Annotated in this window: 12 protein-coding genes; 6 read left to right on the forward strand and 6 right to left on the reverse strand. The window is 64.2% G+C overall.

Features of this window, described 5'->3' with window-relative positions; genetic code table 11:
- Nucleotides 1-37: 37 nt before the first annotated feature.
- Genes FHP89_RS12100 through FHP89_RS12110 form a run of 3 tightly spaced genes read left to right on the forward strand, consistent with a single transcriptional unit; the run spans nucleotide 38 to nucleotide 1762 of the window.
- Nucleotides 38-799, forward strand: a complete 762-nt coding sequence (locus tag FHP89_RS12100; protein ID WP_186300343.1) for a DUF2189 domain-containing protein — start codon at nucleotides 38-40, stop codon at nucleotides 797-799.
- A 38-nt stretch (nucleotides 800-837) separates the two neighbouring features.
- Nucleotides 838-1377: a peptide-methionine (S)-S-oxide reductase MsrA gene (gene msrA / locus FHP89_RS12105; RefSeq protein WP_144178797.1), complete on the forward strand. Its 540-nt coding sequence runs from the start codon at nucleotides 838-840 to the stop codon at nucleotides 1375-1377.
- A gap of 37 nt (nucleotides 1378-1414) precedes the next feature.
- Nucleotides 1415-1762, forward strand: coding sequence for an FKBP-type peptidyl-prolyl cis-trans isomerase (locus FHP89_RS12110; RefSeq protein WP_144178796.1), 348 nt, complete (start codon nucleotides 1415-1417; stop codon nucleotides 1760-1762).
- 47 nt (nucleotides 1763-1809) lie between these two features.
- Here the strand turns inward: FHP89_RS12110 and FHP89_RS12115 are convergent, their stop codons facing one another.
- Nucleotides 1810-2658, reverse strand: coding sequence for a spherulation-specific family 4 protein (locus FHP89_RS12115; RefSeq protein ID WP_144178795.1), 849 nt, complete (start codon nucleotides 2656-2658; stop codon nucleotides 1810-1812).
- A gap of 119 nt (nucleotides 2659-2777) precedes the next feature.
- Nucleotides 2778-4571, reverse strand: a complete 1794-nt coding sequence (gene recQ / locus FHP89_RS12120) for a DNA helicase RecQ (RefSeq protein ID WP_144178794.1) — start codon at nucleotides 4569-4571, stop codon at nucleotides 2778-2780.
- Nucleotides 4572-4762: 191 nt separating this feature from the next.
- Here recQ and FHP89_RS12125 point away from each other — a divergent pair, with 191 nt between their 5' ends.
- Complete coding sequence (locus FHP89_RS12125; protein ID WP_144178869.1) at nucleotides 4763-5521, forward strand: DUF1194 domain-containing protein; 759 nt, start codon at nucleotides 4763-4765, stop codon at nucleotides 5519-5521.
- A gap of 65 nt (nucleotides 5522-5586) precedes the next feature.
- Here FHP89_RS12125 and cysK read toward each other — a convergent pair whose 3' ends face one another.
- From cysK to FHP89_RS12145, 4 genes are all read right to left on the reverse strand, one after another.
- A complete protein-coding gene (gene cysK / locus FHP89_RS12130) occupies nucleotides 5587-6519 on the reverse strand; it encodes a cysteine synthase A (RefSeq protein ID WP_144178793.1) in 933 nt (310 codons plus the stop codon).
- A gap of 98 nt (nucleotides 6520-6617) precedes the next feature.
- Nucleotides 6618-8951: a putative bifunctional diguanylate cyclase/phosphodiesterase gene (locus tag FHP89_RS12135; RefSeq protein WP_186300341.1), complete on the reverse strand. Its 2334-nt coding sequence runs from the start codon at nucleotides 8949-8951 to the stop codon at nucleotides 6618-6620.
- A 114-nt stretch (nucleotides 8952-9065) separates the two neighbouring features.
- Nucleotides 9066-9578 (reverse strand): adenylyltransferase/cytidyltransferase family protein, encoded by a 513-nt coding sequence (locus tag FHP89_RS12140; protein WP_144178791.1) that lies wholly within the window; start codon nucleotides 9576-9578, stop codon nucleotides 9066-9068.
- A 46-nt stretch (nucleotides 9579-9624) separates the two neighbouring features.
- Nucleotides 9625-10515, reverse strand: a complete 891-nt coding sequence (locus tag FHP89_RS12145; protein WP_144178790.1) for a MerR family transcriptional regulator — start codon at nucleotides 10513-10515, stop codon at nucleotides 9625-9627.
- Between the two features lie 83 nt (nucleotides 10516-10598).
- On the opposite strand from FHP89_RS12145, the gene FHP89_RS12150 reads away from it, so the two are divergent.
- On the forward strand, nucleotides 10599-10802 hold the full coding sequence (locus FHP89_RS12150) for a hypothetical protein (RefSeq protein WP_144178789.1): 204 nt from the start codon (nucleotides 10599-10601) through the stop codon (nucleotides 10800-10802).
- Between the two features lie 2 nt (nucleotides 10803-10804).
- Nucleotides 10805-11386, forward strand: a complete 582-nt coding sequence (locus FHP89_RS12155; protein WP_144178788.1) for a glutathione peroxidase — start codon at nucleotides 10805-10807, stop codon at nucleotides 11384-11386.
- The last annotated feature ends 9 nt before the right edge of the window (nucleotides 11387-11395 follow it).

An 11395-nucleotide genomic window follows, 5' to 3' on the forward strand; every position in this document is an offset into this window, starting at 1 on the left:
CAAAATGGTGAACTGTCTGTCTTGCGACGAGGTTTGCATGTCTGTTCATGGTGTACCAGAGAAAGTATCGATTCGTCTGATTGCTCAGTCGCTGCGTCAAGGCTGGCACGATTTTCTCGACATGGCCTTGGTCAGCATGGGCTTTGCGGCGTGCTTTGTGGTGATCGGCATTGTGCTGATGACCGGCTTTGTCACGATCGGCATGGGGCCGATGGTGCCGCCGCTGATTGGCGGCTTCATGCTCTTCGGGCCGGTGTCGATGGCCGGCTATCACGCCTTGCTCGCGGCCCGGAAGGCAGGCCAGTCGCCCCGGCTGGGGGTGGCCTATGGCGCGATGAGGCACACCCCAAGGCCGGTGTGGGTAATGGGCTTGTTTTGCTGCTTCATGGTGTTGTTGTGGCTGACCGATGCGGGCACCTTGTACAGCTTCATGGTGGGCGAATGGCGCCACGACTGGATGTCGGTGTTGCCGCATTCGTCGCAGCTGCTGCGCTTCCACTTTGGCGCGGCGATCATGGGCGGCGCGTTGTCCCTGATTGTGTATACCGTGACGGTGCATGCGGTGCCTTTGCTGGTGCGCGGTCAGGGCACGCTGGTGACGGCGGTGACGGCCAGTGTGCGGGCGGTCGGACGCTCGCTGTTTGCGCACCTGTTGTGGGCGGTGCTGCTGGCGCTGACGGTGATGGCCAGCATCTTCCTGTTGCCGGCCTTGCTGGTGGTGTTGCCGGTGGTGGCCTATGCCAGCATCCACTGGAACAAGACGGTTTTCCCCGAGGGCGCGAACGACACGTCCGCCTGAGGGTCGAAGCCTGTCACGACACAACAAAGGAGACAGCCATGGCGGCGACTGAAACAGCGGTGCTCGGCGGGGGGTGCTTCTGGTGCCTGGAGGCGGTGTACCGCGAGATTCGCGGTGTGAGCCGGGTGGTCTCGGGTTACAGCGGCGGTGCGGTCGACGCGCCGGACTATCACGCGGTGTGCGAGGGCGGTACGGGCCACGCCGAAGTGGTGCAGATCGAATTCGACCCGGCGGTGGTGAGCTTTCGCCAGTTGCTCGAGGTGTTCTTCGTCATTCATGACCCGACCACGCTGAACCGGCAGGGCAATGATGTGGGTACGCAGTACCGGTCGGTGATTTTTGCGCAGAGCCCGGCCCAGCGGGCCGAGGCGGAAGCGGTGATGGATGAACTGCGTGCGGCCGGTGCCTTCGCCGACCCGATCATGACCGAACTGGTCGCCGCCGAGCACTTCTGGCCGGCCGAGGACTACCACCAGGACTACCTCGCCCGCAATGGTCACCAACCCTATTGCCAGGCCGTGGTGTCGCCCAAGCTGGCCAAGTTCCGTGCGCGCTTCGCGGCGCTGCGTTCGGCCTGAGACGGTACAATCGGCGTTCAATTTCCAAGGAGGCAACATGACTGAGCAAACCACCACGGCCAGCGGCCTGATCATCGAAGAGCTGGTTGTTGGCGAAGGCGCAACCGCCGAAGCCGGTCAGCACGTGAAGGTGCACTACACCGGCTGGCTGACCGACGGGCGCAAGTTTGATTCGAGCAAGGATCGCAACGATCCCTTCGTGTTTCCGCTCGGCCAGCGCCATGTCATCTCCGGGTGGGATGAGGGCGTTCAGGGCATGAAGGTGGGTGGCACGCGCAAGCTGACCATTCCGCCCGAGCTGGGCTACGGCGCGCGCGGCGCGGGCGGTGTGATTCCGCCGAATGCCACGCTGGTGTTCGAAGTGGAGCTGCTGGACGTCGCGTAAGAAGACGTGATCTGCCAATAAAAACGGCCGCTGCGAGCGGCCGTTTTTTATGCGCGTTTGCGGCGGAGAAATGCCCCGAGCACGGCGAGACCGCCGAGCAGCATCGCCGCCGGCGCAGGCTCCGGCACAGGGGCGGTCACCGCCGGCAGGGCGGCCAGGGTTTGGGCGTCCCAGTAGCTCGGCAGGCCCTGCCACAGGTTGTCGTTATGCACACCGTCGGTGACAAAGGCGTAGCCAAAGTTGGCGGCCGGGGCGCCGCCAATCACCGACATCATGGTGGCCGCATCGGCGCCGTGCAAAAGCATGCCGAAGCGTGAGGCGTCGAACTGCTGTTGATAGGCCGGGGCGACGAATTGGCCGAGGTTGTGGGCGTACTCCTCGAACAACACCAGGGTGTCGAAGATGTCGAGGTAGCCGACGTCGGCCGGGGTGCCCGGGTTGCCAATCAGGCCGAGCGCCGGGTTGGACTCGCGCACGTGATTGCCGAGGTCGGTGAAATAGGGGAGATCTTTGGCGTATTCGGAGACTTCGTCGACAAAGAAGCCGTCGATGGCGTACCAGTCGAGGTAGCGGTCGATTTCCTGGGTGACCTCGGAGAAGCTGCGCGTCGCCCAGTCGGTGCCGACATACGCGTAGACCTTGCCGCCGGCGGCGCGCAGGGCATTGATGGCGCTGCTGTGGCTGGCGTCGATGGCGCTGCCCGCGCCGTTGTCGGGGTTGATGATGACGCTGAGTGGCTGGCGGGCGGCGGTGTCGGTGAGTTGTGCCCACTCGGCGGTGTGGGTGCCCGGGTAGAAGTAGGCGGGGACAAGCAGTTCAACGCCGGTGGCGTTTGCGGTGCCGGTGGCCAGCCATGCGCTGGCGCCGAGCATGAGTGTTTTTATCAATGGAGACATGGCAGCCTTTTTTTGGGGGGCGAGGCCGGCACGCGCGCCAGCCTTCAGGCGGTAATGATGTCGGCATCGGGGCGCGGCCGCTACCCCCTGAACTGAAACAAATTGCAGCGGGCGCAGGCTCAGGCGGTGAGCAGTTCGAGCAGGGCCGGGCCGTAGGCGTCGAGCTTGCGGTCGCCAATGCCGGAGACCGCGCCGAGTTCTTCGAGCGAGCCGGGCTTGCGGTTGGCAATTTCGAGCAAGGTGGCGTCGTGGAAGATGACATAGGCCGGCACGTTGCGCTCGCGGGCGGTGTCGGCACGCCACTCGCGCAGGCGCTCGTAGAGCTCGGCTTCGGCGCCGGTGGGCACGATGCGGCCGCGGCCGGCTTTGAGACGCTTAGGTTTCTTGACCGGCTGGCGAATTTCAAAGGCCGCCTCGCCTTTGAGCAGGGGGCGGGCCGTTTCGGTGAGCATCAGCGCGCCGAAGCGGTCGTGATCGACAGCCAAAAACCCGCGTGCGACCAACTGCCTGAACACGCTGCGCCACAGCTTGTCGTCCAGGTCGGCGCCAATGCCGAAGGTGGTGAGCGATGCGTGGCCGCGCTCGCGCACCTTGTCGGTGGTTTCGCCGCGCAGCACGTCGACGAGATAGGCCGCGCCATAGCGCTGGTCGGTGCGATAGACGCAGGACAGCGCCTTGCGCGCGGCGTCGGTCACGTCGAGCGTTTTGGGTGGGTCGATGCAATTGTCGCAGTTGCCGCAGGGCTGGGCCGCCTCGCCAAAATAGCTCAGCAGGTGCTGGCGCCGGCAGTCGGTCGCTTCGACCAGCCCGACCAGGGTGTCGAGCCGGTTGCTGGCCAGGCGCTTGAACGTGTCGTTGCCTTCGGATTCGTCGATCATCCTGCGCTGCTGCACCACATCGGCGGCGCCCCAGGCCATCCACGCCTCGGCGGCCAGGCCATCGCGCCCGGCGCGGCCGGTTTCCTGGTAATAGCCTTCGATCGAACGCGGTAAGTCGAGGTGGGCAACGAAGCGCACATCGGGCTTGTCGATACCCATGCCGAAGGCGATGGTGGCGACCATCACCACGCCGTCTTCGCGCAGGAAGCGGCGCTGGTGCTCGGCGCGTTGTTCTTGCGGCAGACCGGCGTGATAGGGCAGGGCCTTGACGCCTTGCTCGGCGAGCCAGGCGGCGGTCTCCTCGACCTTGCGCCGCGACAGGCAATACACAATGCCGGCTTCGCCCGGGTGTTCCTGCACGAAGTCGAACAGCTGCTTGCGCGGTCCGTCCTTCTCGACCATGCGATAGCGGATGTTCGGTCGGTCGAAGCTGGCCACAAAACGGCGCGCCTCGGTGAGATTCAGGCGAAGGGCGATTTCTTCGCGGGTCTGATGGTCGGCGGTGGCGGTCAGCGCGATGCGCGGCACATCCGGGAAGCGCTCGGAGAGCACCGACAACTGCAAATATTCGGGCCGGAAATCGTGGCCCCATTGTGAGACGCAGTGGGCTTCGTCGATGGCGAACAGCGCGATGCCGCCGGTCTCGTGCGTGTGATTAAGTTGCGCCAGGGTGCGCGCATTGAGCAGGCGCTCGGGGGCGACATAGAGCAGGTCGAGCCCGCCCGACATCCAGCGCCGCTCGACCGCGTCGGCCGCCTCGTAAGACAGGCTGGAGTTCAGATACGCCGCCGCGACGCCGGCCTCCTGCAAGGCGCTGACCTGGTCCTGCATCAGGGCGATCAGGGGGGAAATGACGATCGCGGTGCCACTGCGCATCAGGGCCGGGATCTGGTAGCACAAGGACTTGCCGCCGCCGGTGGGCATCAGCACCAGGGCGTCATCGCCCCCCGCGACATGCTCGACAATGGCGCCTTGCTCACCGCGGAACTCCGGGTAACCAAAGACGTGTTGAAGAATTTCGTGGGCACGGGACATGGGGCGACATTCTACCGGGGTGCGTGTTCGGCGGGGACAGTGGGCCGCGTCGAAAAAATTGACACTTCCGTCTGAGACGGGTCGCTTTTCATTGATGCGCGTGCCTATCATATTGTTTTAATGCTAGAAAATTATTCAGGCATGATGTGTGCTCCACGGCTTTCGTGAGTTCAAACGAAAGGAGTTTTCCCATGAAAAGCATCAAGAAAATTTTTGCTGCGCTGGCGTTCAGCGCAGTGGCATCCACCGCTTCCGCCGTGCCGGTCGACCTCGGCCTGTCGCTGGTGATCGATGTCTCCGGCAGTGTGAGCACCAGCGAATACAATCTGCAGATGGACGGCTATGCCAATGCCTTCCGTAGCGCCGCCGTGCAGTCGAATATCCTCGGCGGCACGAACGGTCAGATTGGCGTCAACGTGGTGTTTTTTGATTCCAACTTCTACTCCACCAGCCTCGACGCGTTTACGATTCTGGACTCCACTTCGGCGATCAATGCCTTTGCAGACATCCTGGATGTGTTTACGCGTCCGGGCAGCGGCGGCACCTCCATCTATACCGGCACAAACCGTGCGGTTGCGTTGCTGACCGCGGCGACGAGCGGTATCGAAACCACCAATATGGTGATTGACGTGTCGGGTGACGGAACCAGCTCGGCGGGCAATGACCAGGCAGCGCGTAACGCTGCGGCGGCCTTGAATATCACGATCAATGGCCTGGCGATTGAGGCGAATGCGACGAGCACCACGATCACCAACTACTACACCAACAACGTGGTCACCGGTGACGGCTTTGTCGAGACGGCGGCTGACTTCTCGGACTTCCAGCGCGCAGTTGAGAACAAGCTGCGTATCGAAACCGCGCCTCCGGGTAACCAGATCCCGCTGCCCGGTACGCTGGCCCTGCTCGGCCTCGGCATGGCCGGTCTGGCTGCGGTTCGCAAGCGCAGCTGAGATTCCAGCGAGTAAAAAAACGGCAGCCTTCTGGCTGCCGTTTTTATTTGTGGGTTGAGCAATGCTCAGACTTCCAGATCCTGGAACAGGGCGGTCGACAGGTAGCGCTCACCAAATGACGGGATCACCACGACGACCAGCTTGCCTTTGTTTTCGGGGCGGCGGGCGACTTCGAGTGCGGCGCTGACGGCTGCGCCGGAGGAGATGCCGACCAGCAGACCCTCTTCGGCGGCCATGCGGCGGGCGATGCTGAAGGCGTCTTCATTCTTGACGCGCACGACTTCGTCGTAGATCTCGGTGTTGAGCACTTCGGGCACGAAGCCGGCGCCGATGCCCTGGATGGGGTGCGGGCCTTTCTGGCCGCCGGAGAGCACCGGGCTGGCGTCGGGTTCGACGGCGATGATCTGCACGTCACTCTTGCGGGCCTTGAGCACTTCGCCGACGCCGGTGATGGTGCCGCCGGTGCCGATGCCCGACACCACGATATCGACCTTGCCGTCGGTGTCGTTCCAGATTTCTTCGGCGGTGGTCTTGCGGTGGACTTCCGGGTTGGCCGGGTTGGCGAATTGCTGCGGGATCAGGTAGCGCGAATCGGCGGCGGCCAGTTCTTCGGCCTTGCGGATGGCGCCGCCCATGCCGTCGGGGCCGGGGGTGAGGATCAGCTCGGCGCCGTAGGCCTTGAGCAGCAGACGGCGCTCACGGCTCATGGTTTCGGGCATGACGAAGGCGCATTTGTAGCCGCGCGCGGCGCAAACCATGGCCAGACCGATGCCGGTGTTGCCGGAGGTCGGCTCGAGGATGATGGTGTCGGCCTTGATTTTGCCGTCGGCCTCGGCGGCGTTGATCATGGACACCGCGATGCGGTCCTTGACGCTGTGAGCCGGATTGTAGAACTCGAGTTTGCACGCGATGGTTGCGTCGATGCCCGCATTGACGCGGTTGAGACGAACGAGCGGCGTGTTGCCGATCAGATCGGTGACGGAGTTGGCGATTTTCATGGAAGTGTCCTGACTGGTTTGACTTATTCATTCTAGGCGATGCGGGTGGCGAATCGCATGGCAAATTTGGAATAAGCACATAACGCTAAGGCGTGTTGTCAGGCGCAGGCGAGGCGGTCCCGGTGGGTGTCTGCGAGGGCCGGCCGGCCGAAGTGGTAGCCCTGGGCCGTGCAGCAGCCCATCAGGCGCAGCGCGGCGACTTGCGCAGGGTTTTCGACGCCCTCGGCCAGCACCTGGATGCCCAGGCTGCGCCCCATGGCGAGAATGGCCTGCACGATGGCGCGGTCATTGGCGTCGCCGGGCAGGCCGTCGATGAAGCTGCGGTCGATCTTGAGGGTGTTGATGGGCAGTCGCTTGAGGTAGGAGAGCGACGAAAAGCCGGTGCCGAAATCGTCGAGCGACAGGGCGATGCCCATTTCGCGAATGCCGTGCAAGGTGGCGATGGCGGGTTCGGCATCCTTGAGAATGTCCGACTCGGTGACCTCGATCTCGATCCACTCCGGGCGGCATTGTTCCTGCTCGAGGATAGTGCACAGCGCGCCGAGGAAGTCGAGTCGTCGCAGTTGGCGGCCCGAGACGTTGATGGCCACCCGCGGCGGAATGAAGCCGGCCTCGCGCCAGTGCCGGATCTGGGCGCAGGACTTGCGGAGCACCAACTCGCCGAGCGGTACGATCATGCCGTTGTTTTCGGCCAGGGGGATGAAGACGTCGGGCGGGATGGTGCCGTGATCGGGGTCGGTCCAGCGGCACAGGGCCTCGAAGCCGATCAGTTCGCCCGACTGGAGGTCGACCTGGGGCTGGAACCAGACATCCAGCGCTTCATTGCTGATGGCGTGGCGGAGCGCGTTTTCCAGCTTGACGCGCTGGCGGGTGGTTTCGGTCTGGGTGGCGCAGTAGCGCTGGGCGTTGTTTCGGCCGAGTTGCTTGGCCTGGTACATGGCGGTGTCGGCGTTGCGCAGCAGGGCTTCGACGGAGTCGCCATCGCGGGGGTAGAGGCTGACGCCGATGCTCGCGCCAATAAAGAACTCCTGATCGTTATGGCCGATCGGCGGAATGAGGCTGGCCAGAATGCGCTCGGCGGCCTGGTCGGCCTGCCCGGCATCTTCGATGTCTTCCATCAACACCACGAATTCGTCGCCGCCAATGCGGGCCACGGTGTCTTCGTCCCGCACGCATTCGTGCAGGCGCATGGCGACGTGTTTGAGCACCAGGTCACCGGTTTCGTGACCGTAGGAGTCGTTGATGTCCTTGAAGTGGTCAAGGTCGAGGAACATCACCGCGACCGCTCGTTTGTCGCGGCTTGCACGGCGAATGGCGGTGGCGATGCGATCGTTGAGCAGGTTGCGGTTGGGCAGATCGGTGAGCGAGTCGTGTTGCGCCATGTGCTCGAGTTGGGCCTCGGAGGTCTTGGCGGCGGAAATGTCGGTAAAGATGCCCAGATAGTGAATGAGCTGGCCTTCCTCATTGCGTACGGGCGAGATGTCCAGCCATTCGGGGTAGATCTCGCCCGATTTGCGCCGGTTCCAGATCTCGCCTTGCCAGCGGCCATGCTGGGCCAGGCTGTCCCACATGCGTTGGTAGAAGGCTTCGCTGTGCCGGCCCGAGTGCAGCAGCTTCGGCGTTTGGCCAACGGCTTCTTCGGCGCTGTAGCCGGTGATGCGGGTAAAGGCCGGGTTGACCATCTCGATCACGCCGTCGGGGCGGGTGATGGTGATGCCTTCGGCGGCGTTGTCGAAAAACTGTGCGGCGAGTCTCAAGCGGTCATTGGCCTGGCGCTCCTGGGTGAGTCGTCGTCCGACGCCAAGCAGGCCCAGAACGGTCCCGTCGGACAGGGTGACTGGCGATTTGAGCGTTTCGTAGCGCTCGTAGTGTCCGTCGGGGTGTCGGACGCGTTCCTCGAATCGTTGTGTTGATCCACTGCTGAGGACGCGTTGATCGGCGGCGTGAAAGGCGCCGGCTTCTTCGTCGGGGAAAAAGTCGTCGTCGTTGTGGCCGAGAATGTCTTCAGGGGGGCGTCCGATGACTTGCGCGGCGGCCCGGTTGATCAGCCGAAAGCGGCTGTCGCGATCCTTGAAAAAAATCAAATCGTCGCTGGCGTCAATCAGTGCTTCGAGCAGTGCGCGTTGTTCTTCGGCGCTCTTCAGGGCCCGGGCGCGTTTCCGGTTGATGCAGAGCAAACCAAAGGCCAGCGCGGCAAACAAGGCGATGGCGGCTGCGCTGAGACCCGGGCTAAACCCGTGTTGATGGTCGTGTGGTGGCGTGGGTTCTGTGTTGAATGCTGTGGTCGCAGCGGCCTGGGCGCCCGGCGTGGGTGATTGTGCGGTGGCGTCGGCGCAGAGGGGTAGTACGACCACCAGCGCACACAGCCGCGCAACGCGGCGAAGGGTATCGCCGAGTTCCTGCGTGCGCTGTTTGCCTGAGTGAATCCGCATAGGGTTGATAGCCGAGAGTCGATTGCACATTAATCGCTTCTAGTGCTATCGGCGGATGCGGCTTCATCTTGAGTGCAACGGCTTGGCGGCGTGAGCTGTGTCACGCCGCGGGGGTCAGGCGGACCTTGGCGGGGCGCCGAGGCTTTGCCGGATGGTGTCGAGCAGTCGGGTGGTGGAGCGTTCATGCTCGAAGGCGATGGCGTGCACCTGGCCGCCCCAGGCGGTCACTTCGGCCGCACCGACGATGGCGTCGGTCGGCCAGTCGCCACCTTTGACGAGCACGTCCGGACGGCAGGTGAGGATGGTGTCGAGCGGGGTGTCGTCGTCGAACCAGGTCACCAGATCGACACTGCCGAGCGCGGCCATGACCGCCAGCCGGTCGGCCAGCGGATTGATGGGTCGGTCGGCGCCTTTGCCGAGACGGCGCACCGAGGCGTCGGTGTTGAGCGCAACGATGAGCGATGCACCCAGCGCGCGGGCGCGGGCCAGGCAGGTGACGTGGCCGCGATGCAGGATGTCGAAGCAGCCGTTGGTAAACACGAGCGGCCGCGGCACGCTCGCGACGCGCTCGGCGAGCGCCTCGGGGGGGTAGATCTTGGTTTCGAAATCAGGAGGCAAAAGGGCCATGACGGTGTCCGGCGGGCAAAGGCGCAGGATACCGCAGCTGCGCTGATCAGTTCGCCTTGCGCCAGTCGGTGAGCGCGTCGAGCAAGTCGTCGAGCTGCGCAATCTGCTGCACCTTGTCGATGCGTTTGCGTTTGCCATGCAGCGCCGCGCCGCCGGCCCACAGCGCGATGCTGGCGGGGAGCGCATCGCGAAGCTGCTCAATGCCGCGAAAGGCCTGGCGCGCCGGAAACGCGGCGCTGAAGGACACGGCGACGATGTCGAACTGGCCGTCGCGGGCCGCCTGCGCGATGTCGGCCAGCGGCGTTTGCGCCCCCAGCGAAATGCATTGCACCCCCTCGGGCGCGAGCATGGCCTCGACCATGAGCAGGCCGAGGATGTGTTCCTCGCCGGGCAGGGTGGTCATCAGGATGCGCGGTGAGCGGCTGCCCGTGCCCAGGCTGCTGATGCTGCTGCGGAGCAGGTTCTGGACGTGCTCGGTAAACAGGTGTTCCTCGGCCACGCCAATCTCGCCGTGCAACCACGCCTCACCGATGGCCCGGCTCAAGGGCGCGACAAGTTCGCTCACAAAGCGCTGCAAGCCGAGTTTGACCAGGTGTTGCTGGAGCGTGGCGCGAAGCTCCGCGCTGCGGTGCAGGCGCACCAGGTCGATCAGCGCGGCAATGCCGGGGTCCGCGGGTTCTCGACCGCGCTCGCCGGCGGGTTCGAGTAGTGCGGCGAGCGCCTCGGTGGGGGCCGCGACGATGCTGCCGGGGCGGTGGCCCTGGTCGAGCAGACGCCGCAACAGGCGCAGTTTTTCGACCTGCTCGGCCGGGTAGAGGCGTTCGCCCTTGTCGTCTCGCACGGGTTGCGGGAAGGCGTAGCGACGTTCCCAGACGCGCAAGGTGTCTTTGGGGATTCCGGTGTCGCGCTCGACGGCGGCGATGGGGAGTGCGCTCATTGTTTGTCCTGGACAAAGTGTTGACGTTTCTTTTGGCTAGCTCTATCTTAGGGGTGTGATTCACTTTTGTCTAGGACAGACCCATGAATAAGAAAAGCGTGTTCAGTGTCAGCGGGGTCGCCGCCTTGAGCGTCGGCTTTGCTGCGGTTCTGCTGGTCTCCGGGCTTCGTGTCGAGGCCTCGCCGGGCGCTGCCGGGGCGGAAGCGATCGATACACCTGTCGTAGACAAATCGGCATCATCCCCGACGCCGCTCGAGCACCTGATCGTGCTTCACCGGGGGTGGTGATCATGCGCCGCTTCGCGATCAGCTCGATCGGCTCCCTGACGATCACTGCCTTTGCGCTGTGGGCCTTGACCTCGCCGGTGTGGGCGCAGAAAGCCTGCCCCGCGCTGCTCGACCACGACTTCACCCCGCTGACCGACACGCAGCCCGAGCGCTTGTGTCAGTTCGCCGGGCAGGTCGTGCTGGTGGTCAATACGGCCAGCCGGTGCGCATTTACCCCGCAGTACGACGGGCTGGAGCGCTTGCATGCGCAGTATCGCGAGCGCGGTCTGGTGGTGGTGGGCTTTCCGTCCAATGACTTTGGCGGACAGGAGCCGGGCTCGGGAAAACAGATTGCCGACTTCTGCCAGACGACCTACGGCGTGACGTTTCCGCTGCACGCGAAATCCTCGGTGCGTGGCGCGCAGGCCCATCCCTTCTATCGGCAACTCGCCGCGCAGACCGGTCAGGCGCCGCGCTGGAACTTTCACAAGTATGTGATCGACCGCAGCGGCACCGAGGTGCGCAGCTTCGCCAGCGATGTGCAACCGGACGATCCGGCGCTGGTGGCGCACATCGAAAAACTGCTTTCCGACGGCCAGCCCTGAGTGGCCACC

This window comes from Denitromonas ohlonensis (assembly GCF_007625205.1).
Classification (GTDB): Bacteria; Pseudomonadota; Gammaproteobacteria; order Burkholderiales; family Rhodocyclaceae; genus Nitrogeniibacter; species Nitrogeniibacter ohlonensis.

What these genes read in the sequence shown, in the direction of transcription:
- FHP89_RS12100 (WP_186300343.1), top strand. Translation starts at nt 38, where the DNA reads ATGTCTGTTCATGGTGTACCAGAGAAAGTATCGATTCGTCTGATTGCT.
- msrA (WP_144178797.1), top strand. Translation starts at nt 838, where the DNA reads ATGGCGGCGACTGAAACAGCGGTGCTCGGCGGGGGGTGCTTCTGGTGC.
- FHP89_RS12110 (WP_144178796.1), top strand. Translation starts at nt 1,415, where the DNA reads ATGACTGAGCAAACCACCACGGCCAGCGGCCTGATCATCGAAGAGCTG.
- FHP89_RS12115 (WP_144178795.1), bottom strand. Translation starts at nt 2,658, where the DNA reads ATGTCTCCATTGATAAAAACACTCATGCTCGGCGCCAGCGCATGGCTG.
- recQ (WP_144178794.1), bottom strand. Translation starts at nt 4,571, where the DNA reads ATGTCCCGTGCCCACGAAATTCTTCAACACGTCTTTGGTTACCCGGAG.
- FHP89_RS12125 (WP_144178869.1), top strand. Translation starts at nt 4,763, where the DNA reads ATGAAAAGCATCAAGAAAATTTTTGCTGCGCTGGCGTTCAGCGCAGTG.
- cysK (WP_144178793.1), bottom strand. Translation starts at nt 6,519, where the DNA reads ATGAAAATCGCCAACTCCGTCACCGATCTGATCGGCAACACGCCGCTC.
- FHP89_RS12135 (WP_186300341.1), bottom strand. Translation starts at nt 8,951, where the DNA reads ATGCGGATTCACTCAGGCAAACAGCGCACGCAGGAACTCGGCGATACC.
- FHP89_RS12140 (WP_144178791.1), bottom strand. Translation starts at nt 9,578, where the DNA reads ATGGCCCTTTTGCCTCCTGATTTCGAAACCAAGATCTACCCCCCCGAG.
- FHP89_RS12145 (WP_144178790.1), bottom strand. Translation starts at nt 10,515, where the DNA reads ATGAGCGCACTCCCCATCGCCGCCGTCGAGCGCGACACCGGAATCCCC.
- FHP89_RS12150 (WP_144178789.1), top strand. Translation starts at nt 10,599, where the DNA reads ATGAATAAGAAAAGCGTGTTCAGTGTCAGCGGGGTCGCCGCCTTGAGC.
- FHP89_RS12155 (WP_144178788.1), top strand. Translation starts at nt 10,805, where the DNA reads ATGCGCCGCTTCGCGATCAGCTCGATCGGCTCCCTGACGATCACTGCC.